Annotated in this window: 29 protein-coding genes; 6 read left to right on the forward strand and 23 right to left on the reverse strand. The window is 36.6% G+C overall.

Features of this window, described 5'->3' with window-relative positions; all coding sequences use genetic code 11:
* Positions 1–5: 5 nt before the first annotated feature.
* The 15 genes from rplN to rpsL form a co-directional block, all read right to left on the reverse strand.
* Positions 6–374, reverse strand: a complete 369-nt coding sequence (gene rplN / locus NHE85_RS02490) for a 50S ribosomal protein L14 (protein ID WP_007803649.1) — start codon at positions 372–374, stop codon at positions 6–8.
* A 2-nt stretch (positions 375–376) separates the two neighbouring features.
* Entirely contained in the window at positions 377–634 is a 258-nt protein-coding gene (gene rpsQ / locus NHE85_RS02495; RefSeq protein ID WP_252809353.1) for a 30S ribosomal protein S17, read from the reverse strand.
* A gap of 17 nt (positions 635–651) precedes the next feature.
* Complete coding sequence (rpmC, locus tag NHE85_RS02500; RefSeq protein ID WP_057671662.1) at positions 652–843, reverse strand: 50S ribosomal protein L29; 192 nt, start codon at positions 841–843, stop codon at positions 652–654.
* 12 nt (positions 844–855) lie between these two features.
* Positions 856–1,275, reverse strand: coding sequence for a 50S ribosomal protein L16 (gene rplP, locus NHE85_RS02505; RefSeq protein ID WP_128388599.1), 420 nt, complete (start codon positions 1,273–1,275; stop codon positions 856–858).
* Between the two features lie 20 nt (positions 1,276–1,295).
* Positions 1,296–2,051 (reverse strand): 30S ribosomal protein S3, encoded by a 756-nt coding sequence (rpsC, locus tag NHE85_RS02510; RefSeq protein ID WP_252809355.1) that lies wholly within the window; start codon positions 2,049–2,051, stop codon positions 1,296–1,298.
* 5 nt (positions 2,052–2,056) lie between these two features.
* A complete protein-coding gene (gene rplV, locus NHE85_RS02515; protein ID WP_252809357.1) occupies positions 2,057–2,470 on the reverse strand; it encodes a 50S ribosomal protein L22 in 414 nt (137 codons plus the stop codon).
* 9 nt (positions 2,471–2,479) lie between these two features.
* The gene (gene rpsS, locus NHE85_RS02520) at positions 2,480–2,758 is read right to left on the reverse strand and encodes a 30S ribosomal protein S19 (protein ID WP_014085019.1); all 279 of its coding nucleotides are present in this window, start codon (positions 2,756–2,758) and stop codon (positions 2,480–2,482) included.
* A gap of 10 nt (positions 2,759–2,768) precedes the next feature.
* A complete protein-coding gene (rplB, locus tag NHE85_RS02525; RefSeq protein WP_252809359.1) occupies positions 2,769–3,593 on the reverse strand; it encodes a 50S ribosomal protein L2 in 825 nt (274 codons plus the stop codon).
* Positions 3,594–3,599: 6 nt separating this feature from the next.
* On the reverse strand, positions 3,600–3,890 hold the full coding sequence (gene rplW, locus NHE85_RS02530; protein ID WP_252809361.1) for a 50S ribosomal protein L23: 291 nt from the start codon (positions 3,888–3,890) through the stop codon (positions 3,600–3,602).
* A 7-nt stretch (positions 3,891–3,897) separates the two neighbouring features.
* Entirely contained in the window at positions 3,898–4,527 is a 630-nt protein-coding gene (gene rplD, locus NHE85_RS02535; protein ID WP_252809362.1) for a 50S ribosomal protein L4, read from the reverse strand.
* Positions 4,527–5,144, reverse strand: a complete 618-nt coding sequence (gene rplC / locus NHE85_RS02540) for a 50S ribosomal protein L3 (RefSeq protein WP_252809363.1) — start codon at positions 5,142–5,144, stop codon at positions 4,527–4,529. Before rplC ends, rplD begins: the two co-directional genes overlap by 1 nt.
* A 112-nt stretch (positions 5,145–5,256) precedes the next feature.
* The gene (gene rpsJ, locus NHE85_RS02545) at positions 5,257–5,562 is read right to left on the reverse strand and encodes a 30S ribosomal protein S10 (RefSeq protein ID WP_020213633.1); all 306 of its coding nucleotides are present in this window, start codon (positions 5,560–5,562) and stop codon (positions 5,257–5,259) included.
* An 11-nt stretch (positions 5,563–5,573) separates the two neighbouring features.
* On the reverse strand, positions 5,574–7,697 hold the full coding sequence (gene fusA, locus NHE85_RS02550; RefSeq protein WP_252809365.1) for an elongation factor G: 2,124 nt from the start codon (positions 7,695–7,697) through the stop codon (positions 5,574–5,576).
* 20 nt (positions 7,698–7,717) lie between these two features.
* Positions 7,718–8,194, reverse strand: coding sequence for a 30S ribosomal protein S7 (gene rpsG / locus NHE85_RS02555; RefSeq protein WP_252809368.1), 477 nt, complete (start codon positions 8,192–8,194; stop codon positions 7,718–7,720).
* Between the two features lie 27 nt (positions 8,195–8,221).
* Positions 8,222–8,602, reverse strand: coding sequence for a 30S ribosomal protein S12 (gene rpsL, locus NHE85_RS02560; protein ID WP_057671645.1), 381 nt, complete (start codon positions 8,600–8,602; stop codon positions 8,222–8,224).
* Positions 8,603–8,781: 179 nt separating this feature from the next.
* On the opposite strand from rpsL, the gene NHE85_RS02565 reads away from it, so the two are divergent.
* The 4 genes from NHE85_RS02565 to NHE85_RS02580 all read left to right on the forward strand — a co-directional run bounded on the left by NHE85_RS02565 (position 8,782) and on the right by NHE85_RS02580 (position 16,325).
* Entirely contained in the window at positions 8,782–10,446 is a 1,665-nt protein-coding gene (locus NHE85_RS02565; protein ID WP_252809370.1) for a hypothetical protein, read from the forward strand.
* A 116-nt stretch (positions 10,447–10,562) separates the two neighbouring features.
* On the forward strand, positions 10,563–13,712 hold the full coding sequence (locus NHE85_RS02570; RefSeq protein ID WP_252809372.1) for a SusC/RagA family TonB-linked outer membrane protein: 3,150 nt from the start codon (positions 10,563–10,565) through the stop codon (positions 13,710–13,712).
* A gap of 11 nt (positions 13,713–13,723) precedes the next feature.
* On the forward strand, positions 13,724–15,412 hold the full coding sequence (locus NHE85_RS02575) for a SusD/RagB family nutrient-binding outer membrane lipoprotein (protein ID WP_252809374.1): 1,689 nt from the start codon (positions 13,724–13,726) through the stop codon (positions 15,410–15,412).
* A 10-nt stretch (positions 15,413–15,422) separates the two neighbouring features.
* Positions 15,423–16,325: a hypothetical protein gene (locus NHE85_RS02580; RefSeq protein ID WP_252809376.1), complete on the forward strand. Its 903-nt coding sequence runs from the start codon at positions 15,423–15,425 to the stop codon at positions 16,323–16,325.
* A gap of 115 nt (positions 16,326–16,440) precedes the next feature.
* Here NHE85_RS02580 and NHE85_RS02585 read toward each other — a convergent pair whose 3' ends face one another.
* Positions 16,441–19,182: a fibronectin type III domain-containing protein gene (locus NHE85_RS02585; RefSeq protein WP_252809378.1), complete on the reverse strand. Its 2,742-nt coding sequence runs from the start codon at positions 19,180–19,182 to the stop codon at positions 16,441–16,443.
* A 181-nt stretch (positions 19,183–19,363) separates the two neighbouring features.
* Here NHE85_RS02585 and rlmB point away from each other — a divergent pair, with 181 nt between their 5' ends.
* Positions 19,364–20,098 carry a 23S rRNA (guanosine(2251)-2'-O)-methyltransferase RlmB gene (rlmB, locus tag NHE85_RS02590; protein ID WP_252809380.1) on the forward strand — a complete coding sequence of 245 codons (735 nt, stop codon included), beginning with the start codon at positions 19,364–19,366 and terminating at the stop codon, positions 20,096–20,098.
* A gap of 23 nt (positions 20,099–20,121) precedes the next feature.
* Here the strand turns inward: rlmB and NHE85_RS02595 are convergent, their stop codons facing one another.
* The gene (locus tag NHE85_RS02595) at positions 20,122–20,931 is read right to left on the reverse strand and encodes a rhomboid family intramembrane serine protease (protein WP_252809383.1); all 810 of its coding nucleotides are present in this window, start codon (positions 20,929–20,931) and stop codon (positions 20,122–20,124) included.
* A gap of 163 nt (positions 20,932–21,094) precedes the next feature.
* Here NHE85_RS02595 and NHE85_RS02600 point away from each other — a divergent pair, with 163 nt between their 5' ends.
* The gene (locus NHE85_RS02600; protein WP_252809385.1) at positions 21,095–22,369 is read left to right on the forward strand and encodes a replication-associated recombination protein A; all 1,275 of its coding nucleotides are present in this window, start codon (positions 21,095–21,097) and stop codon (positions 22,367–22,369) included.
* Positions 22,370–22,428: 59 nt separating this feature from the next.
* Here the strand turns inward: NHE85_RS02600 and NHE85_RS02605 are convergent, their stop codons facing one another.
* The 6 genes from NHE85_RS02605 to NHE85_RS02630 all read right to left on the reverse strand — a co-directional run bounded on the left by NHE85_RS02605 (position 22,429) and on the right by NHE85_RS02630 (position 26,701).
* Positions 22,429–23,142, reverse strand: coding sequence for a hypothetical protein (locus tag NHE85_RS02605; RefSeq protein ID WP_252809387.1), 714 nt, complete (start codon positions 23,140–23,142; stop codon positions 22,429–22,431).
* Positions 23,143–23,147: 5 nt separating this feature from the next.
* Positions 23,148–23,837: a YjjG family noncanonical pyrimidine nucleotidase gene (locus NHE85_RS02610; RefSeq protein WP_252809389.1), complete on the reverse strand. Its 690-nt coding sequence runs from the start codon at positions 23,835–23,837 to the stop codon at positions 23,148–23,150.
* Complete coding sequence (locus tag NHE85_RS02615) at positions 23,837–24,331, reverse strand: hypothetical protein (RefSeq protein WP_252809390.1); 495 nt, start codon at positions 24,329–24,331, stop codon at positions 23,837–23,839. Before NHE85_RS02615 ends, NHE85_RS02610 begins: the two co-directional genes overlap by 1 nt.
* Entirely contained in the window at positions 24,324–25,613 is a 1,290-nt protein-coding gene (locus tag NHE85_RS02620) for an FtsX-like permease family protein (protein WP_252809392.1), read from the reverse strand. Before NHE85_RS02620 ends, NHE85_RS02615 begins: the two co-directional genes overlap by 8 nt.
* The gene (locus NHE85_RS02625; RefSeq protein ID WP_252809394.1) at positions 25,610–26,239 is read right to left on the reverse strand and encodes an ABC transporter ATP-binding protein; all 630 of its coding nucleotides are present in this window, start codon (positions 26,237–26,239) and stop codon (positions 25,610–25,612) included. The genes NHE85_RS02620 and NHE85_RS02625 overlap by 4 nt, the downstream gene beginning before the upstream one ends.
* Before the next feature lie 69 nt (positions 26,240–26,308).
* Complete coding sequence (locus NHE85_RS02630) at positions 26,309–26,701, reverse strand: hypothetical protein (protein ID WP_252809396.1); 393 nt, start codon at positions 26,699–26,701, stop codon at positions 26,309–26,311.
* Positions 26,702–26,796 lie beyond the last annotated feature (95 nt).

Below are 26,796 nucleotides of genomic sequence, written 5' to 3' on the forward strand. Positions count from 1 at the left end.
AACAATTAAAGCACTTCTGGTGCTAATGATACAATTTTCATGAATTGTTTTTCACGAAGTTCTCTTGCAACCGGACCAAAAACACGAGTTCCCCTCATTTCACCAGCAGCATTTAACAAAACACAAGCGTTATCGTCAAATCTGATGTATGAACCATCGGCTCTTCTCACTTCTTTTTTGGTACGTACAACAACTGCAGTTGAAACAGCACCTTTTTTAACGTTACCGTTAGGCGTTGCATCTTTAATAGAAACTACAATTTTATCTCCAACAGAGGCATAACGTCTTTTCGTTCCTCCTAGAACACGGATAGTTAAAACTTCTTTAGCTCCCGTGTTATCTGCTACTTTTAGTCTAGATTCCTGTTGTACCATAATTACTTCGCTCTTTCAATGATTTCAACTAACCTCCAACATTTAGATTTACTCAAAGGACGTGTTTCCATAATCCTTACTGTATCACCTATGTTACAGTCGTTTGTTTCGTCGTGTGCAACAAATTTCTTAGTTTTTAACACGAACTTACCGTATAATGGGTGTTTTACTTTCGTAGTTTGGGAAACCACAATCGATTTCTCCATTTTATTACTGGTAACTACACCAATTCTCTCTTTTCTTAAATTTCTTTTTTCCATCTTTCAGCAGACTACAATTATTGTAACTCTCTTTTGCTTAGCTCTGTTGCTACTCTAGCGATAGATCTTCTTACAGTTCTGATCTGTAAAGGATTCTCTATAGGAGATATAGCGTGAGCTGTTTTTAGGTCGGCATATGTTTTCTTCAATTCACCAAGTTTACCTTGTAACTCAGCTGCAGATAGATCTTTTATTTCAGATTGTTTCATAATAAATTTTGATTACGCTTCGAAATCTCTGGCAACAATAAACTTAGTTTTTACAGGAAGCTTTTGGGCAGCAAGGCGTAATGCCTCTTTTGCTACTGATAAAGGAACTCCTCCTACTTCAAACATGATTCTTCCTGGTTTAACAACTGCAGCCCAAAATTCAACTGCACCTTTACCTTTACCCATACGTACCTCTAGAGGTTTTTTGGTTATCGGTTTGTCCGGGAAAATTTTTATCCACAATTGACCTTCCCTTTTCATGAAACGTGTTGCCGCAATACGGGCAGCTTCAATTTGACGGGAAGTAATAAAAGACGAATCTAAAGATTTGATACCAAACATTCCATTAGAAAGCTCGTGACCTCTTTGAGACACGCCCTTCATCTTACCTTTCTGTACCTTACGGTATTTTGTTCTTTTAGGCTGTAACATTTTTACTTCTTTAGTTTAAATTACTTTCTTTTGCGTTGGTTAGGTTTACCACCATCCGGACGACCACCTGGTCTTCCTTGTGATCTGTCCTGAGATCCTGAAGATTTAGACTGTTTTTTGTCCATACCTACTAACGGAGAAAGATCTCTTTTACCGTAAACCTCACCTTTCATGATCCACACTTTGATACCCATTCTACCATAAGTAGTGTGAGCTTCAGCTAGTGAATAATCAATGTCTGCTCTGAAAGTTGATAGAGGAATCCTTCCTTCTTTGAACATTTCTGAACGTGCCATCTCAGCACCGTTTAAACGGCCGGAGATCATCACTTTAATACCTTCTGCGTTCATACGCATAGCAGCAGCGATAGCCATTTTGATAGCCCTTCTATACGAAATACGGCTTTCAATCTGACGGGCAATACTTGTACCTACTAAGTAAGCATCAAGCTCAGGTCTTTTAATTTCAAAGATGTTGATTTGAACCTCTTTGTCAGTAATTTTCTTAAGTTCTTCTTTCAACTTGTCTACTTCCTGACCACCTTTTCCGATAATGATACCAGGACGGGCAGTAGTAATAGTAACGGTTACAAGTTTAAGCGTTCTCTCAATAATTACTTTAGACACACTAGCTTTAGATAAACGGGCATGGATATATTTCCTGATTTTGTGATCTTCGGCAAGTTTATCACCGTAGTCATTTCCACCATACCAGTTAGAATCCCAACCCCTGATAATACCAAGGCGATTTCCTATTGGATTTGTTTTTTGTCCCATTTCTATTAGTTGCTTTGTGTGTTATTGTTAATAGCTCCAAGCACGATAGTAACGTGATTAGAACGTTTTCTTATCCTGTGTGCACGACCCTGTGGAGCCGGTCTTAGCCTTTTAAGCATCATACCGCCATCAACTCTGATCTCTTTTACAAATAAGCCTGCATTCTCCAAACTCTCTTCAGCGTTCTTTTGCTGCCAGTTATTAATAGCAGAAAGTAACAATTTTTCAAGTTTACGAGAAGCCTCTTTTGAACTGAATCTTAATATATTAAGAGCTAATTCTACTTTCTGACCTCTTACCAAATCCGCAACAAGGCGCATTTTTCTGGGTGAAGTAGGGCAGTTATTAAGCTTAGCAAATGCAATTTGCTTATTTGCTTCTTTAGTCTGCTCTGCTCTTTCTCTTTTACGAACTCCCATAGCTTCTTATTATTTTTTACCTTTATTTTTTGCCCCAGCATGACCTCTAAAAGATCTTGTAGGTGAAAATTCTCCTAATTTATGACCTACCATATTCTCTGTAACGTAAACCGGTACGAATTGACGACCGTTGTGTACTGCGATAGTTTGTCCAACAAAATCCGGGGTAATCATAGAAGCTCTAGACCAAGTCTTAACAACTCCTTTGTTTCCTTTTTCGATATTTTCCTGAACTTTCTTATCCAACTTATAGTGAACGAAAGGTCCTTTCTTTAATGAACGTGCCATATCTTACTTATTATTTCTTTCTACGTTCTACGATATACTTATTACTCGGGTTAACTTTAGAACGAGTCCTGTAACCTTTAGCCGGAAGACCTTTTCTAGAACGTGGGTGACCTCCAGAAGAACGTCCTTCACCACCACCCATTGGGTGATCAACAGGGTTCATCGCTACCGGTCTTGTTCTTGGTCTTCTGCCTAACCATCTTGATCTACCTGCTTTACCAGAAACGATCAACTGGTGGTCAGAGTTAGAAACAGCTCCAATTGTTGCAGAACAAGTTAAAAGGATCAACCTTGTTTCACCTGAAGGCATTTTAATTGTAGCATATTTTCCATCTCTTGCCATTAACTGCGCAAAAGTACCGGCACTACGAGCTATAACAGCTCCCTGGCCCGGACGTAGCTCGATGCAAGATATAACAGTTCCAAGAGGAATTTTACTTAAAGGTAAAGAGTTACCGATTTCCGGTGCTGCTTCAGCTCCTGAAACTACGGTTTGACCTACCTGAAGTCCGTTTTGTGCAATGATATACGTTTTTTCTCCGTCAACATACGATAATAGGGAAATGAATGCTGAACGGTTTGGATCATACTCGATAGTTTTAACTGTAGCAGGAATACCTGCTTTAGTTCTTTTAAAATCGATAATACGATACCTTTGTTTGTGACCACCGCCTGTATAACGCATGGTCATCTTTCCTTGACTATTTCTACCTCCAGAGTTTTTTTTCGGTGCGATCAAAGAACGCTCCGGCTTATCAGTTGTAATAGTGTCAAAGCTATTAACAACTCTAAAACGCTGACCCGGGGTAATAGGTTTTAATTTTCTAACTGACATTTTCTATTAGATATTATTGTAAAAATCTATTGTTTCTCCTTCTTGTACTTGTACAATTGCTTTTTTGTAAGCATTTGTCTTTCCACTGATTAAACCACTCTTAGTGTATTTAACCGATCTATCAGCCCTGTAATTCATAGTGTTAACTTCAACAACAGAAACTCCATAAGCAGCCTCAACCGCTTTTTTGATCTGAATCTTGTTTGCTTTCTTGTCAACAACAAAACCAAAACGGTTAAAAATTTCACCGTCTTTAGTTATTTTTTCAGTAATGATAGGTTTAATTATGATACTCATAGCCCTATTATTTGCTTAAATTTTCTTCAATTCCTTCTAACGAACCCTCTAAAAGAACTAAACTATTTGAATGTAAAACATTATAAGTGTTTAATTCTGAAGCAGTTACAACATTAGAAGCTTTTAAATTGCGTGACGACAAATATACATTTTTATTTGTATCACCCAACACAAATAGAGATTTTTTATTTTCTAACCCTAAAGCTTTCAAAACGTTAATGAAATTTTTAGTGTTTGGCGCTTCAAATTCGAAGTTCTCTACCACTATTAAATTTGATTCTTTCGCTTTAAGAGCAAGAGCAGATTTTCTTGCTAAACGTTTAAGATTTTTGTTAAGCTTGAAAGAGTAGCTTCTTGGCCTTGGACCGAAAACTCTACCTCCACCTTTAAACAATGGGTTTTTAATACTACCTGCACGGGCTGTACCTGTACCTTTTTGTTTTTTAATTTTGCGTGTACTTCCGGTAACCTCAGCTCTTTCTTTAGCTTTGTGGGTTCCTTGCCTTTGGTTAGCAAGATATTGCTTAACATCTAGGTATACAGCATGCTTATTAGGCTCAATTGCGAATACTGAATCAGAAAGGGTAACCGTTCTGCCAGTTTCTTTTCCGTTGATATCTAATACTTTTACTTCCATTACTTCTGAATGATTACATAAGAGTTTTTGTGTCCAGGAATAGCCCCTTTAACAACAAGCAGGTTCTTTTCAGCCACTACTTTTAAAACTCTAAGGTTTTGAACTGTTACATTATCTCCTCCTGTTCTTCCTGCCATGCGCATTCCCTTGAATACACGTGAAGGATATGATGATGCTCCTACAGAACCCGGCGCCCTTAAACGGTTATGCTGACCGTGAGTAGCTTGTCCAACACCACCAAAACCGTGACGTTTTACAACACCCTGGAAACCTTTACCTTTAGATACACCCTGCACATCAACAAATTCGCCTTCTTCAAAAAGATCTACAGTGATTACATCACCTAATTTGTGCTCGTTAACAAAATCCTGGAATTCAACGACTTTCTTTTTAGCAACTGTACCTGCTTTCTTAAAGTGGCCTTCTGCCGCTTTAGTAGCATGTCTTTCTGCTTTGTCATCGAAACCAAGTTGTAACGCTTCATACCCGTCAACCTCGTTGGTTCTGACTTGGGTAACAACGCATGGACCTGCTTCAATTACTGTACACGGAATGTTTTTTCCGTTTTCATCGAAAATACTGGTCATGCCGATTTTTTTACCAATTAACCCAGACATATTAAACTAATTATTAATTACTATTTATTAAATTCTTTCTCTTATATAAGAAATAAGCATTAAGTATCAGAACAGAGTTCCGATACTTAACACTTTACTCTTTATACTATTATCACACTTTTATTTCAACCTCTACACCACTTGGAAGCTCTAATTTCATTAGCGCATCAATAGTTTTAGAAGAAGAACTGTAAATATCAAGAAGTCTTTTGTAAGAGCTTACCTCAAACTGCTCCCTTGATTTTTTGTTAACGTGTGGAGAACGTAGTACAGTAAATATTTTTTTGTGAGTAGGTAACGGAATAGGACCAGTTACAACCGCACCTGTACTTTTTACAGTTTTTACGATTTTTTCAGCAGACTTGTCTACAAGGCTGTGATCGTAAGATTTTAATTTTATTCTGATTTTTTGACTCATTTTCTTTAGAATTAAGCGTTGCCTTTAGCTTTTTTAATAACCTCTTCTGATATGTTAGAAGGTGTCTCAGCATAGTGAGAAAACTCCATTGTTGATGTAGCTCTACCTGAAGATAATGTTCTTAAAGTAGTAACATAACCAAACATTTCTGATAAAGGAACATTTGCTTTGATAGTTTTAGCACCTGCCCTGTCACCCATGTCATTAACCTGACCTCTACGACGGTTGATATCACCTACGATATCACCCATGTTTTCTTCAGGAGTAATAACTTCCATTTTCATTATCGGCTCAAGGATAACAGCACCGGCAGCACGGCCAGACTCTTTGTAACCCATTTTAGCAGCTAACTCAAAAGAAAGCGCATCAGAATCCACAGGGTGGAAAGATCCGTCAAGAAGAGTTACTTTTAAGCTATCAACTTCATATCCTGCAAGAGGACCTTGTTTCATAGCCATTTTGAAACCTTTCTCTACAGACGGGATATATTCTTTAGGAACGTTACCACCTTTTACTTCGTTTATAAACTGAAGACCTACAAAACCTTCGTCAGCCGGCTCAATTCTGAAAACGATATCAGCAAATTTACCACGCCCACCAGATTGTTTCTTATAAACCTCTCTGTGTTGTGCAGCTTTAGTAAATGCCTCTTTATATTCAACCTGAGGTTCACCCTGGTTAACTTCTACTTTAAACTCCCTTTTCATACGATCTACAAGGATATCAAGGTGAAGCTCACCCATACCAGAGATAATCGTTTGACCAGAAGCCTCATCAGTTTTAACCTGGAAAGTCGGATCTTCTTCAGCAAGTTTTGCCAAAGCCATACCCATCTTATCAACATCAGCTTTTGTTTTAGGCTCAATAGCAATACCAATTACCGGAGCAGGGAAATCCATAGACTCAAGTACAATTGGGTTTTTCTCATCACAAAGTGTATCACCTGTTTTGATATCTTTAAATCCTACAGCAGCTCCAATATCACCAGCCTCGATATATTCGATTGGGTTTTGCTTGTTAGCATGCATCTGGTAGATACGGGAGATACGCTCTTTGTTTCCTGAGCGCGTATTAAGAACGTAAGAACCTGCATCAAGACGACCTGAATAAGCTCTGAAGAATGCAAGACGACCTACGTAAGGGTCAGTAGCAATTTTAAATGCAAGAGCAGCAAATGGCTCTTTTACATCCGGCTTACGAAGAATTTCTTCTTCCGTATCAGGATTTGTACCTGTAATACCTTCTTTATCCATTGGAGACGGAAGATATTTACATACAGCATCAAGCATGAACTGAACACCTTTATTTTTGAATGAAGATCCACAAATCATCGGTATGATAGCCATATCGATAGTTGCTTTTCTTAATGCATTATTGATTTCATCCTCAGTGATTGAGTTTTCATCTTCCATATATTTTTCAAGAAGATTCTCATCATAAGCAGCAACTTCTTCAATAAGCTTACTCCTTAATTCTTTAGCTTCTTCAACTAAGTCTTCAGGAATAGGAATAATATCAAAAGTAGCTCCCTGAGTAGCATCATGCCACAGGATAGCCTGGTTTTTTACTAAATCCACAACACCTTTAAAATCTTCTTCTTCACCAATTGGCAAAGTGATTGCAACTGCGTTAGATTTTAGCATATCTCTTACCTGCTGACAAACAGCAAGGAAGTTAGATCCCTGACGGTCCATTTTATTAACAAAGCCCATACGAGGAACTCTGTAGTTATCAGCAAGCCTCCAGTTAGTTTCAGACTGAGGCTCAACACCATCAACTGCACTAAAAAGGAAAACAAGACCATCAAGTACCCTAAGAGATCGGTTTACCTCTACAGTAAAGTCAACGTGTCCCGGAGTATCGATGATATTAAAGTGATAACCTTGTGATTCAGGTAAAATTTTACCTTGATCAGTAGGGAAATTCCATGTACATGTAGTCGCTGCAGAAGTAATGGTAATACCTCTTTCCTGCTCTTGCGCCATCCAGTCCATAGTAGCTGCACCATCGTGAACCTCACCTATTTTGTGTGATTTACCTGTGTAAAATAAAATACGCTCAGTAGTTGTCGTTTTACCAGCATCAATGTGAGCAGCAATTCCTATATTTCTTGTAAATTTTAAATCTCTAGCCATTTCTAATTTTTCTTTATCAATTAAAATCTAAAGTGAGAGAATGCTTTATTAGCTTCTGCCATTTTATGAGTATCCATTCTCTTTTTAACAGCAGCACCTTCTTCTTTAGCCGCAGCTAAGATTTCAGAAGCCAGTCTCTGAGCCATAGATTTCTCATTTCTTCTTCTTGCATAAAGAATCATCCATTTCATTGCCATGGATATTTTTCTGTCCGGACGAATCTGCATTGGTATCTGGAATGTAGCACCACCTACCCTACGGCTTCTCACTTCAACGTGAGGCATAACGTTAGTTAGAGCATCTTTCCAAGTTTCCAGTGCTGATTTTTCAGCATCTTGCTTTTTAGACTCAACGATATCAATAGCATCGTAGAATACTTTAAAAGCAGTTGATTTTTTACCATCCCACATTAAGTTATTTACAAAACGCGTTACTAATTGGTCATTAAACCTTGGATCTGGTAAAAGAGGTCTTTTTTTGGCCTGTCTTTTTCTCATGTCTTTACTTTAAAAGTTTTTTTAAAATTACTTTTTGTCTTTAGGGCGTTTAGCACCGTATTTAGATCTCCTTTGTGTTCTTCCGCTAACACCTGCAGTGTCAAGCGCTCCGCGCACAATGTGATACCTAACTCCCGGTAAATCTTTTACCCTTCCGCCTCTAACTAATACTATCGAGTGCTCTTGCAGATTATGTCCCTCTCCGGGAATGTAAGCATTCACCTCATTACCGTTTGTTAAACGAACCCTAGCAACTTTACGCATTGCAGAATTCGGTTTCTTAGGTGTAGTAGTGTAAACACGTGTACAAACCCCTCTTCTTTGAGGGCAAGAATCTAAAGCAGCCGATTTACTCTTCTTAGTTATCTGGGCTCTCCCTGTTCTTACTAATTGCTGAATTGTTGGCATAATTAATATAAAAAATTCTAATTATTAAAAAACCCGCTTTTTACGGGGTTGCAAATGTAGAAATTAAAATTAATAAAACAAATCATAAATCATTAATTTTCAAACGAATTGTGAACCAAAAACCCTCTGCATATTTTTTCTGCATTTTTTGCGTTATTTTTACGGCTAACAATTTTCCGTTGAAAAGATTTCTCTTCATATTCATTTTATTTCTTGCCCCTTTTACTTTAAAAGCACAAACTCTTTACTTAAAGATAGAAGGACGTATTGATGCTGAAACAAAAATAATAGACTCCATATCCTATAATAAGATTCATGAAAATGTAAAATCAATTAATGAAGAAACTGCCCTTTTATCAAATAAGCTTTTAAAAGTAGGTTATCTTGAAAATACGATACTAACAAATATCAAAACGAACGACAGTACTTTTATTTATAAGTTTTCCGTTGGCCCCAAAACAAAAAGCATACATATATATACAGCCCAAATTTCTCCGGAAACAAAAGATTTGCTATCAATATCCAAAGACACTCTTATAATGTCTTTAGCTGATGTTGAGAATTTCATGAATACAGGCGTAGCATCTCTTGAACAAAAAGGTTATTCTTTAAATTCGCTGCAGCTGACAGATTATTACCCTAGTGGAAATGTGCTGAATGCTACCCTAAATGTAAAAACCGAAAAGAAACGCACTCTTGACGATATAGTTCTAGAAGGGTATAAAAAATTTCCGGAAGGAATAAGAAGAAATATAGTAAGACAATATAGAGGCAAAATCTTCAACCAGGATAATCTGCAAAGAATATACAAGGATTTTAATGCTTTACGCTTTGTCAGCCAGGTGCGCTATCCCGAAATACTGTTCAAACAAGACACAACTAAAGTATATGTATATATAGAGAAGGCAAAACCAAACAGCTTTGATGGTTTTATAGGATTTTCTAATAATGATCAAAACAAAATAATGTTTAACGGCTATGTAGACCTTATATTAAATAACGTATTAAATACAGGAGAAAAGTTTAATTTATTCTGGAAGAATGACGGAAATAAACAAACTACATTCAACACTTCCTTAGAACTTCCTTATATTTTTAAGTCACCTATCGGACTAAAGGGCAGCCTTAGAATTTTTAAACAGGACAGTACTTTTCAAAACACAATAACTGATATTAATATTGGATATTATTTTAGCTACAATTCTAAATTATTCATTGGAAGACAGCAATCGCAATCTATAGATATTCAAAATCTAAACAATAGCACACTAAGCGATTTTTCCAATTCTTTCTGGACATCAACTTACGAATTCACACGTTACAATCCTGATGATTTTCTCTTTCCAGAAAAAACATACTTATTTATTAAAGGCGGCACAGGTAAGCGTGAAGCCAAAACAGGCAATTCAAGCCAGTATTTTGCCCAAATTAATTTTTCTCATAACCTCTATTTAAACAAAAGGAATATAATAAATATTAAAAGCCAGAATTATTATTTAAACAGTAACTCATATATAATAAATGAACTATACCGTTTTGGAGGCATTAATTCAATCAGGGGATTTAATGAGAATAGCCTTCAGGCAAACCTTGTTACTTCAATAATGGCAGAGTACAGATATGTGCTTTCCTCCAATTTATACATACATTCAATTACTGATTATGGCTATTTTCAGGATAAATCATCAAATATTAACAATAATTTATTAGGAATAGGGTTTGGATTCGGCTTATTTACAAAAAACGGATTATTCAATATAATCTACGCTAACGGAAGTACTAAAGACCAGCAAATAAAGCTATCCAACTCCATTATTCACCTTAGCTTCAAAACAGAATTTTAACATTTATACTTACGGAAAACCATAAAATATTACAAAAAATCAAAATTTTATCATAAAAAACTTGCATATGACGATGCTACGTCAGAAATTTGGGATACTAACTCAAATCTATTTCAATGAAGACAAGGCTACGCGTTTTGTTAACGCTCCTCATGGCGTTAATGATGCAAATTACGTTTGCACAGCAAAGAGCTGTATCTGGAACAGTTACAGACGAAGGTGGTTTCCCTATTCCGGGAGTAAATGTCCTTATTAAAGGAACAACCACAGGAACCCAAACCGACATCGACGGTAAATTTACAATTCAGGCCGCGCCTACTGACGTGCTGGTATTTAGTTACATTGGTATGAAAACGCGCGAAACTCTGGCTGCTACAACATCGATGAATATTACAATGGCCGATGACGCTATTGAACTTGAAGGTGTTGTTGTAACGGCTTTTGGTATTAAAAGAAATCCTAAAGATTTAGGATATTCAGTAAGCACCGTAAAAAATACAGACCTTACTGAAAACTCTGAGCCAGATCTTATCCGTTCCTTAAACGGTAAAGTTCCAGGAGTAAACGTTAACGTATCTACAGGTGTTGCCGGGGCAGCAAATCAGATTACAATAAGGGGTACAAGCAGCCTTACAGGTAATACTCAACCACTTATTATTGTAGATGGGGTTGCCTATAACAATACTGAGGTACAAACATCAAGTCAGGTAACAGGTGGTGGTGGCTATGAAAATGGTTTATCATCTTTAGATCCTAACGACATCGCATCAATGAACGTATTAAAAGGAGCCGCAGCTTCAGCTCTTTACGGTTCTAGGGCTATGAATGGTGTAATTGTAATAACAACTAAATCCGGTTCACCGGGCAATAATACCAACAAAAAACTTGGTGTTACTTTTAGTAATGGAACTTATTTTGAAAATATTGCAAACCTGCCGGATTATCAAAACACCTATGGTGCAGGAGCTAATTTTTTATATAGTAATGCAAACGGTTCATGGGGGCCTCGCTTTGACTCCTTAGAAACTATACCAACATGGCCAAATCTTGCTAATGCATTTCCTGGTCAATTCGGTCCAACTGTACCTTATGTTGCTAAACCTAATAACGTAAAAGATCTATTCCGTACCGGTACTGTACTTGAGAACTCTCTAAACCTGAATTATTCTGGTGAGGATGGCAATTTTAACCTTACCTTATCAGACTTAAATCAGGATGGATATATACCCTATAATACGTATGACAGGACATCTATTTCAACAGGAGGAAGTTTTAAATTAAAAAACGGAATTACATTAGGCTCTAATTTAAGTTATGCCCAAACTAAACAAGTAGGTGGTTTCTTTGGAGAAAATCAGTATGATGGTGCATCATCCTCATTTGCAAGAACGTTATTCTTAGCAAGGAACTGGGATTTTAATTTACCGTATGAAGATCCTGTTACAGGAGCAAGTGTAGTGCCAAATGCAGGATACGATCATCCTTTATGGTCTTGGAAACATGATAAAATTACCACTCAGACACAAAGAACAGTTGCCAGCTTTAATGTTGGATATAGTTTTAATGATCACATTTCAACCAGCTATCGTTTGGGTATCAACAAATACGACCTTGCCAGGAGACAAATTCGTGACCTGAATTCCCGTGCCGATACAGGTGTAGGATCTATAACAATTGACAATTTTACCAATGAAGATATAGAATCGACCTTATTATTTAATTTCGATTATAAAATTTCAGATAAAATAGGTTTTACAGGAATTTTAGGTAATAATATTTTCCAGAACTCACAAACACGTGAAGCATACTATGGAAGAGATTTTGCTGTGCCGGATGTGTATAGTTTAAAAAATACTAAAGAAGTATCCAATTTAGCTGACAATACTAACAGAAAAAGAACATTGGGCTTTTTTGCTGATGCCACTTTCTCTTACAACAATTTCCTTTTCCTTAATGGTACGGCGAGAAATGACATTACTTCATCATTAAATCCCGGACACAGGTCTTATTTCTATCCATCAGGAAGTTTATCTTTCATCCTTACGGAAGCATTAAAAATGGATAGCAAAGTATTAACATTTGCCAAATTAAGAACCAGCTATGCTAAAGTTGGACGTGATACTTCGGCTGAACAATTAAGCCTTACTTATGTACTAAATAATACATTTAATGGCCAGCCCACAATTGGTAATCCTACAACTTTCCCAAACCAAAATATGGAACCTGAGTTTGCAAGAGAGTTTGAAATAGGTACAGATCTCGAATTTTTCAACAGAAGAATAACACTGGATTTCACCTATTACAATAAAGATGCTTACAATCTTATATTCCCAGTACAAGTACCTTCAAGTAGCGGGTATGGATTCTACGCAACCAATGGAGGAGCTATGACAAATAAAGGTCTTGAAATCGGACTTACTTTAGTTCCTGTTCAAACAGAAAACTTTAAATGGACATGGACTACCAATTTCACAAAAAACAAAAATAATGTTTATGAGCTAAGTAATGGTTTGGAAAGAACACAACTCGACCCTAATGAAGTTGCTTATGCAATACCAGGCCAGCCATTTGGCGTATTTTACGGAACTAAGTTTGCTAGAGATGATCAGGGTAATTATTTAATAAATCCCGCCGGTGGTGGTATCATTCAGGATCCTGAACTAGGAATAATAGGTGATCCTAATCCTGATTTTAAAATGAACTTTATCAATAGTTTTAGCTATAAAGGCATAACTCTAAGAGCGCAAATTGACTGGAGACAGGGTGGTGATGTTTCATCATCAACTATAGAATCATTATTAGGCCGTGGTGTGACTAAAGATACAGAAGACAGAGAGCATACGTTTATTATACCAGGTTACTATGGTAATAATGATGGTACTCCTATTCTGGATGCCAGTGGAAATAAAATACCTAATACTACTCAGTTAAGTATGAATGAACTTTATTTCTCACCTGCAGGAGGTAATACTTTTGCGATTAACAGTGTAGATGAAGCAAGAATATATGACGGAACTGTATATAGACTGCGAGAATTAAGCCTTATATATGACTTGCCTCAGAAATTTATTGAGAAAACACCGTTTGGCAGGGTAAGTTTTGGTTTTATAGCAAACAACCTTTGGTATTGGGCACCTAATGTACCGAAGTACACTAATTTTGATCCGGAAACTACCAGTTATGGTTCTTCAAACCTTCAGGGTATTGAAGTATCAGCTGCCCCAACTGCAAAACGTTACGGTTTCAGGCTTAATGTATCATTCTAAAAAAAATAAAGATGAAAATATTTAAAAATACAAAATACGGAATTGCTGTATTGTTTACCGCAATGCTCTTTACCGGATGTGATGATTATCTTGATGTAAATCAGGATAAGGATGCACCAACTGTAGCTCCGCTAAATGCCCTATTAACCAATACACAAGTAGCAGTAGGTGCCACCGGAGACTTTCAGTTTTATACCGGCGAAATACTTCAGGTATACACACACCAAATGGTGGTAAGAGAAGAAATGGATCAATACGGTACTAAAGTTGATAATATTAACCTTAACAATGAATGGGATAATACTTATTTAACATTAACCGATATTGAAACCCTAATTGCCCAGGGTACTGATGAAGGGTCAATGGCCTATGTAGGTATAGCCCAAATGGAAAAGGCTTTTTTAATGGCTTGTGCAGTAGATATATGGGGTGATGTGCCTTATACAGAGGCAACAAGTCTTATTGATAATATAATTTCTCCAAAATTTGATGATCAGGTTGAGATATATGCATCTGTTCTGGAACTTATAGAAACTGCTAAAACCAATATGGCAAGTACTGGTGGTTTAATGCCTGGCAGTGATGATTTATTTTATGGTGGTGATATGGATAAATGGATTCGTTTTGCTAATACCTTTAAATTAAAATTATACAATCAGATACGTAGTACTTCATTATTTAATGCTGCAGATTTCGCTGCTCTAGTAGCTGAAGATAATTTCTTTCAGTCAAGCGATGATGATTTTGAATTCAAGCATACTACCAATACTTCACCATCAGATGAAAGAAACAGGTTTTATGTAGAATCTTATGGAAGCACACAGTTTTCTACCTACATGAGTCCTTGGTTCTATGAAATTCTTAAAGGCATGAATCCTGATATTCATACAGGTAATGCAGACCCACGTATTCCTTATTATTTCTTTAACCAGCTTACAGCAGGGCAATTTCCTCCTGATCAGGGAGATCCTGAGACAGGAAATCCTAAAGCCGATTATTGGGATGCTTCAACTGGTTTCTTTAGTATACGCTTTGGTAGTACAGGCCCGTGGAGGGATTCCAGCGCTGAAAATTCATATACATATCCCGGAATATTCCCTTGTGGCGGACGTTATGATGATGGTGAAGGCGGAATTATGGACATTAACGGAGGTACGGGACTTGCTCCTAAGAGGATACTTACCTATGACGAATTTTTATATATTAAAGCTGAATTAATGCTTGCAGGCACAATGGGCGGAGACGCTGGTGCCCAACTTGAAGAGGCTATGAATGCAAGTTTTGCTAAAGTTGATGATGTTGTTGCAAAAAGTGAAACATCACAGGATGTACCTGCTCTTTCAGGCACAGCGGAAGTAGCTGATTTTATTGCAAATATAATGGCTGAATACAATGCAGGAGATGGTACTAAAAAACTTGAAGTTATTATGACTCAAAAATGGGTAGCTACCTTTGGGGATCCAATGGATCAGTATACAGACTATAGAAGAACAGGTTTCCCTGTACTTGCAAATCCACTTGGACCATCTCCTGAATATCAGCTTAATAATAATGATGGATTCCCTCTTATTGATTCACAGACAGTACAAAATAATCCATTCCAGGTATCCTTATACTGGCCTCAGACTGAACTTAACGTAAATGTTAATGCACCAGCTCAGAAAAATGCTGCTACTTATAAAATATTCTGGGATAATTAAAAAAAAAGTTATGAAGAAAATAAAACTAATATTTGCATCATTTATTGCTTTAGCAATGACGCTAGCATGCAATGATGACGGAGGAGACTCTGTACGTAAATTACAAGAAGGCGCAGTACCTGACATACAAAAAACGGATGGCACCGACTCTTTTATTAATCTTAATGAACTGGAAGCCGGTAATGATATTGCACTATCTTTTAGTGTAGATAAAGCTTTTGGAGATCCGGCATCAATGGACGTAGTAGCATTTTATATAAAAGCAGATGGAACTGCCGAAAAAGCAATTTTAGCAGATGATGTAACAAATTTTCCTGTTACAATAAATGTTACAAAAGAAACATTAATAAATGCTTTTGAAGTATTAACTTCTGCTGATGATTTTGAATTGGGAGACCAATTAAAAATATCAACTGATCTTACTTTAAAAGATGGAACTATTGTTAAGCTTTTAAAAGATGATACTGGTGCGCAAAATTATGGCCAGGATATTGCTAACTCAACAGTATTTAGTGTAGTTCAGATATATAATGTATCCTGTCCTTCCGACCTTGGAGGTACATATAGTGTGGTAAGTAGTGGTTCTTCTACTGATCCAGGTCCTACGCCTGACGAAAACCCTATTACTGATTATCCTTACACCACTACAATAACAGATAATGGCGGTGGTAGTTACACTATGTCTGATGCTTTTGGAGGCCTTTATATCCTATGGTACGACATCTACGGGTTAGATTTTGAAGTTGAAGGAAATTTTACCGATGTATGTGGTAATTTAAACGGATCGTTTACAGACCCATTTGGTGGCGCAGTAACTATAACAGGAACAGTAAATCCTGATGGTACTTTATCGATACATTGGGATAATGAATTTGGTGATACAGGAGATTCTGTTTACACTAAAGTCGAATAAGATAAGTTAGTTAAAAATTGATTTTCAGAGGATGGTATTTGCCATCCTCTTTTTTTGTAAAAAACAATAATAGCTGCCCATAACTGGACAGCTATTTTTTTTAAACTAAAACTATTTACTCTACTATTACTTTTACTGTATATACTTTATTAGAGTGTACTTTTAAAACATATACACCTGTTGGAAGGCTCTGATTAATTAATGAGAAATTATAATCATTAATATTTTTTGATGAATAGAACAGGTTACCTGTCATATCAAACATATCGATCTGATCGATGGGATATTTAGATTTTATATAAGTTCTTTCTCCGCTTTTTGCCGGATTAGGATAAACCATGACCCCGTTTTGAGAAGAATTTTCATTCAATCCTGCTGTGGGTCCTTCCACAACAAATGATACTCTGTTGGAAACTTCATTATAAGAATCATTTGTAAACATTACAATAAAGTAATCTCCCGGTTCTGCCGGTAATTTATCATCAGGAATTGTAGATGTGCCTTCCGGCTGACCGTCAAAATAAGTATAACTTACCAGCTCATCCACATTAGGGTCATCGCCCTCATGGTAAATACCTAACCAGTCTTTTATAATACCCGGAGCATCTGTCCACGTTGCAATGATATTTTCATTAAGGTTATAAATCGTTTTGTTTATACCTAATTGCGTAATATGGTCTCCCACCTGAAAGAATACTTTATTGCCAATGCTTTGGTAACCATCCAATAAAAAATATTGCGCATAATAGTATCCTTTCTGAAGTCCTTCAAAAGTAAAACTACCTTCTGTAGTAGTTACATAATTCCATTGTGTAGAGCCTATATTACCCGGAGTCTGTCCTACTTTATAAATACCTATCCAGTCATTGGTCATTTGCGGACCATTTTCAAAGCTGATTGTTACAGGATCTCCTTCTTCATATATTTCTGCATCTGCTGCTAATGCGACAAAAGAACCAACATAAAAAGGAACTCTGTCAACAATTTCAGTATAACCGTCATTTTCTAAAAGAGTAGCATAATACATTCCCTGTTCAGCTACCCCATTTAAAGTAATACTGCCGCTTATCTGACCGTTAGTATATCCCCAAACCTGAGATGGGGTTGCACTGCCCGGTGTCTGACCTTCTTTATAAATACCTATCCAGTCTGTTGCATTACCCGGAGTATCCGTAAATGAAACAGTAATTGGCGCATTTACCGCGTAAGCAAGTGTATCCAGCTGAATAAGCGTATTAGCATAACTACTGTTAATAATATTAAATGACTTTACTTCACTCCATTCAGACCAGCTTAAGTTACGATCTCTATGACGCACTTTTACAAAATACTGCCCATTTGGTATTTCATTTTCTGCAAGTGTAAGTTTTGTAATATCTACTCCCAGATTAACATTAGCCGTTGTATCAACCTGAGTACCAACAGGGCCGAAAAGGTCTTCAAAATCTCTGTAAACATCTTTTTCAATTATATCAAAAGTTGGTGTTTTACCTATCATAAACTGAGTAGAATTCATTTCTTCTTCAGTTGTTGTGTTATAAGCAGTACTCTCAATAGTAAGCGGTAGTTCAACATCATTCCCAGTAAAAGCATTGGTTATTTCAGGTTTTTCCGGAGAAGTAAGTCCTTTATAATGATGAAACTCATCCATTAACTGGTTGTTTTTCCAATTATAAACACTTCCTATAGAATAAGCCTCCACATCAAAAGTTCCATTATTAACATCAATATCAATAATCTGGTAAATCCAGTTTGAAATTGTTTTCTGCACATCTTCAAAATCCTGTTCCACAGCCATACCCCAGTACTGATCCCACGCTACTCCACCGGAGATAATCTGATAAGTAGGCGTGTTTTTAAGCTGACCTCTATGATACAAATGGTGATGAGCTCCTATATGCAATATATGTTTAGGGGATGTAACTAATATAGGCATAGCCGAATTACGTATCCATGTTGAAATATCACCCACATATTGTTCTGCCTGGTAAGGTCTGTGCCCTAAAGATATAATCCATTCTACAGTATCATCATCATTGGCAGCAGCAACAACCTGAGATAACCAACCCAATTGCTGAACACTTGTATGTTCGGTATCCATTGCAATAAACAATGTATTACCTACCTGATTGGCATAATAATTTTCTGTACCGGAAGATATTCCCTGATATGACATCCCGTCAAGAATATAATGTTCATAATACGCCTGCATAGCAAGTGTACCGTAGGTTTCATGATTACCAACCAGTGTTTGTATAGGTAAATAACCTGAAAGTGCTTTATTCTTTTTAAAGTGAACATTTTCATAATGATCTAATGTACCAACATCTACCTGGTCACCAACCATTACAGTTAATGCTATATTATCGGCAGGATCTGCAGTTGCTCCCCATTTCTCTGCAATTTTACGCTTAGCAGCAGATACAAGAGAGTCAAACCTTGGCTCATTCCGCATCTGATTATCTCCTAATACAAGGAAACGCAGATGCCCATCTGCTGTTGCAGCCTGCCCTGCTTCAGGCAGGGTTTTAAAAGAATATACATCAGAAGTTAGTGAACCTGTTTTAATTCTGTAATAATATTTAGTATTAGCTGTAAGTTCCTCAATTTTTACAGTATGATAAAAATAGTTATTGGCATAACCTGTATCTGTAAAAATCTGATTTGTTCCTGTAACAGTATTAGTTAATGAAGATGGCGTATTACCATATTCAACTACAGATTCCGGATTGCTTTCAGTTTTCCAGTTTACATAAATTGAGTTTTGAGAAGGCGCCTGCAGGTACGGATAAAGACTTTGTGCATAATTGCACAGCCCCGTAAATAACAGCAGCAATAACAAGTAATTTTTTTTCATGATGTAGTGCTTAATTTTCTTATTTAATAATGAGGTCAAAATTATAGCTACTATATCTCTGAGAGGTCACAATAAGTTTAAATTAGCTTCAAGAAACCATTATGTGTTATTAGCATATATTACCTTAAGTTTATCTGAATGAGAAAGTTTAAATCTTAAATCAATATCCTATCTTTGCAGCATGGAAAAAGAACACCAGATATTCGGGATAAGGGCTATTATAGAAGCCATACACGCAGGTAAAGAAATTGATAAGGTTTTTATTCAGAAGGATGCACAGGGCGATCTTATGAAAGACCTTATGAAAGCCATGAAGGCAAACAACGTTAATTTTAGCTATGTTCCTGTAGAAAAACTTAATCGTTTAACGCCCAATAACCATCAGGGCGCTGTGGCTACCATTGCCCCTATTTCTTTTTACAATCTTGAAGATCTGGTTGAAAAAGTATCTGAAAGCGGAAAAACACCGCTCTTTCTAATTCTGGACCAACTATCAGATGCCCGTAATTTCGGAGCAATAATCCGTACAGCAGAATGTACAGGTGTTGATGGCATTATTGTTCAGAAACAAGGTTCTGCACCCGTTAACGGAGATACTGTAAAAACATCTGCAGGTGCAGTATTTAATGTACCTATCTGTAAAGTAGAGCATATTAAAGATGCTATTTTCCACCTTCAGGGTTCCGGAATTAAAACTGTTGCTGCTACTGAAAAAACAGACAATACTATATATGACCTTACATTAAATGAGCCGTTAGCCATTATAATGGGGTCTGAAGACAGAGGAATAAACCCATCTGTTTTAAAAATTGTTGATGAAAAAGCTAAACTGCCTATGTTTGGAACCATATCATCGCTAAATGTTTCTGTTGCATGCGGGGCATTTTTATATGAAACAGTTAGGCAAAGAAGCTAAAAACACTCCTTGTTTACAATATATTATTGGGCAGTTTGATCTTCAGACTGTCCATTTTTATTATCATCAGTTCCCGATACATAATTATAAACTATTCTTATTGACGGAAATTGGGCTTGTGGTGATATAATCTCTGGATCTACAACTTCTATATCTTCCGGTTTAGGAGGGTTTACAAAATTACCATGCACATCAAACCGCTTCATAAACGGATCTTTCTTAGGATCGAAATCGGCTCTTTGCCAGTCATATACTATTTCTTTAGTATATTCAGGAGTTTTATATATTCTGGAAAACAAAAATCCGCTTATAAGTCCGCCCAAATGCCCTTCCCACGATATATTCTCTTCCACACCCGGAAAAACATACCATATTATACCTCCATATAGTATTATAATAGTAAGTGACAATGCTACCAGTCTGTAGTATCGTGTCTGAATACCTTTAAAAAAGATAAAACTTACCAACACATATATAAGCCCGCTAGCGCCTATATGATAAGATTCACGACCTATAAGCCATGTAATGAATCCAGACAGCAACACTCCGTAAACAATAACTTTTAACGCCTGATCGCGATAAAAATACCGCAGTGCAGCTATAAGTAACACTAAAGGCAAAGAATTATTATAAAGATGCTCCAAGCTTCCGTGAAGAAACGGGCTTAAAATAATACCACGAAGACCTTTAAACGTTCTCGGCAATATTCCATAGTCATTTAGGTATATATTATATTTCACTTCTACCCAATAAACAAGCCATAGCGTGAGCACAAAGTACAAGGGCCAGGCAAGTACAGAAGGTGAAAATTTAAATTCGTTTGTATCGGTCATAATAAATTAACGAGTCAAAAATGTAACCAAATCGGTTTTATGTTATTTTGTCAGAGCTTTATCTGTCTGCGTAGGTCATACTGACATAATTATTATGAAGATATTAATTTGTTTTAGCATTTTTTGAACTCCTGATTAAAACATAAATATGTAATTTTACACTATGGAAGCACCTTTGGCAGAACGCATACGCCCTCAGCACTTATCAGAATATATAAGCCAGCAGCATCTTGTTGGCCCTAATGGCTCGCTTACCCACCAGATAGCGCGGGGAATAATTCCCTCTTTAATTTTATGGGGCCCTCCCGGTACAGGAAAAACAACGCTGGCGCAAATAATGGCGCAGGAAAGCAACCGCCCTTTTTATGTACTGAGCGCAATTAATGCCGGTGTAAAAGATGTGCGTGAAGTTATAGATAAAGCCAAACAAAGCGGAGGTTTATTTACTTCTAAAAATCCCATATTGTTTATTGATGAGATTCATCGTTTCAGTAAATCACAACAGGATTCGCTACTGGCTGCCGTAGAAAAAGGATGGGTAACACTTATAGGCGCCACAACTGAAAATCCAAGTTTTGAAGTAATACCGGCCCTTCTTTCCCGTTGCCAGGTATATGTTTTGAATGCATTTACAAAAGAAGATCTTGAAGCATTACTGCATCGTGCCATTGCTACTGACAGTATATTAAAAACAAAAAATATTGACCTCAAAGAAACTGAGGCTTTGCTACGCCTTTCCGGTGGGGATGGCAGAAAGCTTCTGAATATTTTTGAGCTTGTGATCAATGCTTCCGAAGGAGATTCTGTTGAGATAACAAATGAAAAGGTTATGCAGTTAGCACAAAAAAACACTGTACTGTATGACAAAACCGGAGAACAGCATTACGATATTATATCTGCTTTTATAAAATCTATGAGAGGCAGTGACCCTAATGGAGCTGTTTATTGGCTGGCACGTATGATTGAAGGCGGCGAAGACCTGAAGTTTATTGCCAGGCGTATGCTTATACTCGCCTCTGAAGATATTGGCAATGCCAATCCTACGGCACTTATAATGGCAAATAATACGTTTCAGGCTGTATCAACTATTGGCTATCCGGAATCAAGAATACTTTTAAGCCAGTGTGCTATTTATCTGGCTACATCGCCAAAAAGCAACGCAAGTTATATGGCTATTGGTAAAGCACAGCAAATAGTAAAACAAACAGGCGATTTACCGGTGCCTCTGCATCTTAGAAATGCCCCTACAAAATTAATGAAAGAGCTGGGCTATGGTGAAGAGTATAAATATGCCCATGACTACGATAATAATTTTGCAGATCAGGAATTCCTGCCTGACGAAATTAAAAACACGGCTTTTTATGAACCGGGCAATAATGCAAGAGAGAATTCTACAAGGGATTTTTTAAAAAACCGATGGAAGAAATACGGTTATTAAAGCAACAAAGTTTCAAAGCCTAAATATAGAACTTTGAAACTTTGTGAAATTTTATAAAATTAAAACTTGATGTTTAATTTTTCTGAAACTAACTGATCGTTTTTATAATATTCAAAAACCCAATCGTTTCCTTTTTTAAATACAACCCCGTTCTTATCTTCAGACACCGCAGTATAAGAATCCTGTTGTGAAGTTTTATAAATTTTTAGAATTACTTTCGGAGTACTGTCTACCAACTGATAGCCATTGGCTATTGGCTGGGCAAAAAGCTGATTATCATTATTTACTGTCACCGGAGTAGCCGCTTTTTGTGCTGTTGGTATTGTAGTGGCTACAGTACTGTTTTTACCCGAATATTTGTAGTTTAACTGATTTACAGACTGAGATGCTTCACGCATAGCCTCATAATAAGCTTTCTGATAACTTTTTTCTTTACTCTTACCTTTCTGTGAGGTAAATACAGTTTTTCCCTGACAATCTTTTAATGTAATTATAAGTGATGTCATTAAAAGGTTGGAGTCATTTTCTACATCGCCGTATAATGCTTTGCATTTATCAAGTGCGAGTTCATCCGGCAATTTTTCATCCGCATAAAACACCTGCCAGCCCTGTTTTTCGAACATCATTTTAGTTAACGAGTTCAGGTTGTATTTATTTTCTTCTTTCAGCCATTCAAACTTTTTAGGCACAATCACATATTTGTAATCGTTAATGCTTTGCGCAAAACCTATTGCGGAAAAAAGCAAAGTGAATAGTAATAACGTCTTTTTCATAGTATTTATAGTATATTTTTTAAATCAAGAAGATGATTAACCTGTTTTATTGAAGTATGAGCCTCCTGCCCGTGTTCATTAAAAAAGATGGCATCCAATCCGCAGTCAAGGGCTCCCTGTACATCAGCTTCAATACAATCTCCAATCATAATGCTGGAAACTTTATCAGTATTTGCGGCTTTTAGTGCATATTCAAAAATTCCGGCATGAGGCTTTTTACATCCCGCAAGATCGGAGTTTGTAATGGTTTCAAAATAGTGCTGTATGTTAGCGTTTTTAAGTTTTCTTTCCTGTACAGCATCAGGGCCATTAGTGATAATATGAAGGTTATATTTGGGTTTTAAATATTCTAAAATCTCTATAGCTCCTTCATGAAGATGGCTATTAACAGGTAATAGGTTTATATACTCTTCAGATATAGCATAAAGCAGATCCTCATCTGCTTCAAAGCCCAGAATATTAAATGTATCTGTTAATCTACCATAGCGCAATTCCTGTTGTGTAATTGAACCGTCCCTGTAAAGTTTCCAGTATTTTGCATTGATAGGAGAATAATACCTGTTAAAGTCAGTATGTGAAACACCTATCCTGTATTTCTCAAGAATAACCTGAAAAGCAAGTGCAGAATTTTTCTCGAAATCCCAAAGTGTATGGTCGAGATCGAAAAAAATATCTTTTTTACCGGTTATTTTCATTAGTTGCCTTTTGTTATCACAGCATTGTCAACATGATATATCCAGTCGTCAACGTCAGTATCATTATACCTGAAATCTCCCTGAATAGTTACATACTGATCTGTTTTCAGTTTCATATTAGGATTCTTGAAATGTAATCCCATTATTGTTTCAGGCCCCGCCTGGCCACAAAAAAAACATGATGCAAAAACATTTTTGCTCAATGCATAATTCTTATTGTCTATAGGTATAATAAAACCACTCATTGTTACCTGTTTCCTGTTTTTAGCCTTTAGCGTAGGATTTATTACAGGATACATAACTCCTTCCGGATAATCTTTACTTGGTTTTTTAAGATATTTAATCTGTGCAAGCAGTTTCCAGGTAAGTGTATCGGAAACCGGAGTATATACAACTTCATGACTTCCCTGGTTTTTAATAGACGCAGGTGAAGCAACAGACATTAAAACAAATCCTGTTAGTAACAGGGTAAAAAATAAATAAGCCTTACGCATTTGCAAGAGTTTTTGAAATATTTAAACTATAAGCTTTTACAGCAGGTATTACAGCTGCCAGAATCCCTACAAAGATAGTGAGCAGGAACAAATATCCTTCCTTTTCCCACACAAACTCAAAAGGATTAAATGACATTTTAAATTCGTCTTCGGAAGAACCGGATATAAACATCAATGCTATCCTACCAACAATCGTTCCAAACACATAACCCGTAATGCATAATAAAAGACTTTCTATAAGCACAAGAGACAATAATTGTAATCGGCTGGCACCATTAACGCGCAATAATGCAAATTCGTATTTTCTCTCTTTTAAAGTATTAAATAAAGCTATAAAGATACTAATTCCGGATATAAGCATTATGCCGTAAGCAAGGTATTTTAAAGCATCAAGCCCAATACCGAAAAGCGAAAACAGCCTGTTTATCTCTATAGCAGGAGATGCAGCCTGCATTTTTGTATTCTGGGCAATAATTCTTGGCCAGGTTACAATACCCATCTTACTTCTAAATTTCACTAATACAGCCGTAATTTCTTTACCTTCTTCAGTAATGTCAGCTTCATCATGTTCGTGATGGCCTTCTTCAGCATGGTCATGTTCATGATCTTCATGAACATTTGCTGTTACTGAATGCTCATGGTCATCTGCTTCAGCGCCTTCTTCATGTTCATGATCATGCATTGCCCAAACGCTTTGTATGTTGCAAAGTATAAGATTATCTATTACTTTTCCTGTTTTTGAAGCTATGCCGGTAACAATATAAGCATGGTTTTCATGTACTTCTCCTTCTTCTGCATCACCGTGAGAACCAAAAAATTTATCCCCTATTTTAAGACTCATTTTTTCAGCTATTTCGCTACCTACAACAACTTCAAAATTATTGGCAAATATTTTACCTTCTTTAACTTCTGCACCATATTTAATAAGATAATCGGGTGTAGTACCCACAATTCGAAATCCTCTGTAATTATCTCCAAATGCTAATGGAATGGCCGTTTGCACAAATGGGTGCTTCATCCACTTTTTTGCCTCTGTATAGTCTATATTTCCTGTTGGGGCATCTACCTGATACACCGAAGATAATATAAGCTGTAAAGGACTCCCCTGCGCACCAAGCACTATATCTATACCGTCGATATTATCACTGAATTTTTTCTCGAATTGTTCCTGCAATAGAATTAGCAGGGTTATTATAGCAACACTTGCCGTTAAAAGAATTATGCTGAGCGCTGTATTTAATGGCTTAAACCAAATATTTTTCCAGGCTATTTTGGTAATCATGATAAAGAAATTTGGTTAGGAAAACGGTCTTTCAGTCGTTGGTCATGCGTTACAATTACTAATGCTGTACCGTATTGTTTTGCCAGATGCAAAAGCATATCTGCAACTTTAAATGCATTTTCATCGTCAAGACTTGATGTGGGTTCATCTGCCAAAAGAAGTTTTGGCTCATTAATAAGTGCGCGGGCAATGGACACCCTTTGCTGCTGACCGATACTTAACTGTGACGGCAGTTTATGCAAATGATCTTTAAGGTCAAGCTGTTCTAAAAGCTGTTTTGCTTTTTCAGCTGCCTGCTTACCCGTTGCCAGCCATGAAGCTAGCACAACATTTTCCAGAACATTAAGCGACGCAACAAAGTAAGACTGCTGTAAAACCAATCCTATATTTTTACCGCGGAAATGATCGAGTTTCTTTTCTGAAAGTGCACCTATGTTTGTGTTCTCTATTAAAACTTCACCACTTTTAGGGCGTTGCAGCCCACCTAAAAGATGCAACAGCGTAGTTTTTCCTTTTCCTGATCCGCCTGTTATTAAAAGGCTTTCACCTGATGAGGCAGTAATGTCCGGGAATCGGAAATCTGTACCTTTACCGTAGGAAAAGTGTATATTTTTAGTTTGTATCATGCCAATTTTAATTGACCTGCAATTTAGGGAAATTAGGCCGAGTATAAAACATAATTAAGGAGATTATACCTATGTGTTATTCCCTTCTTTATTTTCAAAAACAATAATACTTTGCAGCATTCCGTTTTTTTTATCATCATTTTCGAAAGCATATTCAAGTACTACTTCGTTATCCTGCAGAGCCTTTAAACAGCGAGCATATATAGCTTCCCTGTTTTTCATATCCGCTATTGTAAGGTCAAGCTTTATTTCTAAGACCGACCGGTGCAAAAACGGATCATCAATATATACTTTGGCATATTCGCGATCATAATTTTGGGTAAGGTTAAAATCTACAAGTTCAAATTCATGCTTTTCCAATTTTTCCAAAACCATTCCTGACACTTCTTTTTTCCTCGACTCTTCATCATCGGGCAGATCAAACTCCCCGTCATACTTAAAGGTCATTGTATAATTATGCATAGCTTTTTTATTTAAAGGTAGCAGTTATATAATAATAAAAACAACGAATTAACAGATTGATAGGATTAAAAAAAACTTAAAATAAAGATTGTATA

It is taken from the genome of Flavobacterium sp. NRK1 (genome assembly GCF_024054175.1).
In the GTDB taxonomy this organism is placed as follows: domain Bacteria; phylum Bacteroidota; class Bacteroidia; order Flavobacteriales; family Flavobacteriaceae; genus Flavobacterium.

Coding starts and splice junctions, on each gene's coding strand:
- rplN (WP_007803649.1), bottom strand. CDS start 374: ATGGTACAACAGGAATCTAGACTAAAAGTAGCAGATAACACGGGAGCT.
- rpsQ (WP_252809353.1), bottom strand. CDS start 634: ATGGAAAAAAGAAATTTAAGAAAAGAGAGAATTGGTGTAGTTACCAGT.
- rpmC (WP_057671662.1), bottom strand. CDS start 843: ATGAAACAATCTGAAATAAAAGATCTATCTGCAGCTGAGTTACAAGGT.
- rplP (WP_128388599.1), bottom strand. CDS start 1,275: ATGTTACAGCCTAAAAGAACAAAATACCGTAAGGTACAGAAAGGTAAG.
- rpsC (WP_252809355.1), bottom strand. CDS start 2,051: ATGGGACAAAAAACAAATCCAATAGGAAATCGCCTTGGTATTATCAGG.
- rplV (WP_252809357.1), bottom strand. CDS start 2,470: ATGGGAGTTCGTAAAAGAGAAAGAGCAGAGCAGACTAAAGAAGCAAAT.
- rpsS (WP_014085019.1), bottom strand. CDS start 2,758: ATGGCACGTTCATTAAAGAAAGGACCTTTCGTTCACTATAAGTTGGAT.
- rplB (WP_252809359.1), bottom strand. CDS start 3,593: ATGTCAGTTAGAAAATTAAAACCTATTACCCCGGGTCAGCGTTTTAGA.
- rplW (WP_252809361.1), bottom strand. CDS start 3,890: ATGAGTATCATAATTAAACCTATCATTACTGAAAAAATAACTAAAGAC.
- rplD (WP_252809362.1), bottom strand. CDS start 4,527: ATGGAAGTAAAAGTATTAGATATCAACGGAAAAGAAACTGGCAGAACG.
- rplC (WP_252809363.1), bottom strand. CDS start 5,144: ATGTCTGGGTTAATTGGTAAAAAAATCGGCATGACCAGTATTTTCGAT.
- rpsJ (WP_020213633.1), bottom strand. CDS start 5,562: ATGAGTCAAAAAATCAGAATAAAATTAAAATCTTACGATCACAGCCTT.
- fusA (WP_252809365.1), bottom strand. CDS start 7,697: ATGGCTAGAGATTTAAAATTTACAAGAAATATAGGAATTGCTGCTCAC.
- rpsG (WP_252809368.1), bottom strand. CDS start 8,194: ATGAGAAAAAGACAGGCCAAAAAAAGACCTCTTTTACCAGATCCAAGG.
- rpsL (WP_057671645.1), bottom strand. CDS start 8,602: ATGCCAACAATTCAGCAATTAGTAAGAACAGGGAGAGCCCAGATAACT.
- NHE85_RS02570 (WP_252809372.1), top strand. CDS start 10,563: ATGAAGACAAGGCTACGCGTTTTGTTAACGCTCCTCATGGCGTTAATG.
- NHE85_RS02575 (WP_252809374.1), top strand. CDS start 13,724: ATGAAAATATTTAAAAATACAAAATACGGAATTGCTGTATTGTTTACC.
- NHE85_RS02580 (WP_252809376.1), top strand. CDS start 15,423: ATGAAGAAAATAAAACTAATATTTGCATCATTTATTGCTTTAGCAATG.
- NHE85_RS02585 (WP_252809378.1), bottom strand. CDS start 19,182: ATGAAAAAAAATTACTTGTTATTGCTGCTGTTATTTACGGGGCTGTGC.
- rlmB (WP_252809380.1), top strand. CDS start 19,364: ATGGAAAAAGAACACCAGATATTCGGGATAAGGGCTATTATAGAAGCC.
- NHE85_RS02595 (WP_252809383.1), bottom strand. CDS start 20,931: ATGACCGATACAAACGAATTTAAATTTTCACCTTCTGTACTTGCCTGG.
- NHE85_RS02600 (WP_252809385.1), top strand. CDS start 21,095: ATGGAAGCACCTTTGGCAGAACGCATACGCCCTCAGCACTTATCAGAA.
- NHE85_RS02605 (WP_252809387.1), bottom strand. CDS start 23,142: ATGAAAAAGACGTTATTACTATTCACTTTGCTTTTTTCCGCAATAGGT.
- NHE85_RS02610 (WP_252809389.1), bottom strand. CDS start 23,837: ATGAAAATAACCGGTAAAAAAGATATTTTTTTCGATCTCGACCATACA.
- NHE85_RS02615 (WP_252809390.1), bottom strand. CDS start 24,331: ATGCGTAAGGCTTATTTATTTTTTACCCTGTTACTAACAGGATTTGTT.
- NHE85_RS02620 (WP_252809392.1), bottom strand. CDS start 25,613: ATGATTACCAAAATAGCCTGGAAAAATATTTGGTTTAAGCCATTAAAT.
- NHE85_RS02625 (WP_252809394.1), bottom strand. CDS start 26,239: ATGATACAAACTAAAAATATACACTTTTCCTACGGTAAAGGTACAGAT.
- NHE85_RS02630 (WP_252809396.1), bottom strand. CDS start 26,701: ATGCATAATTATACAATGACCTTTAAGTATGACGGGGAGTTTGATCTG.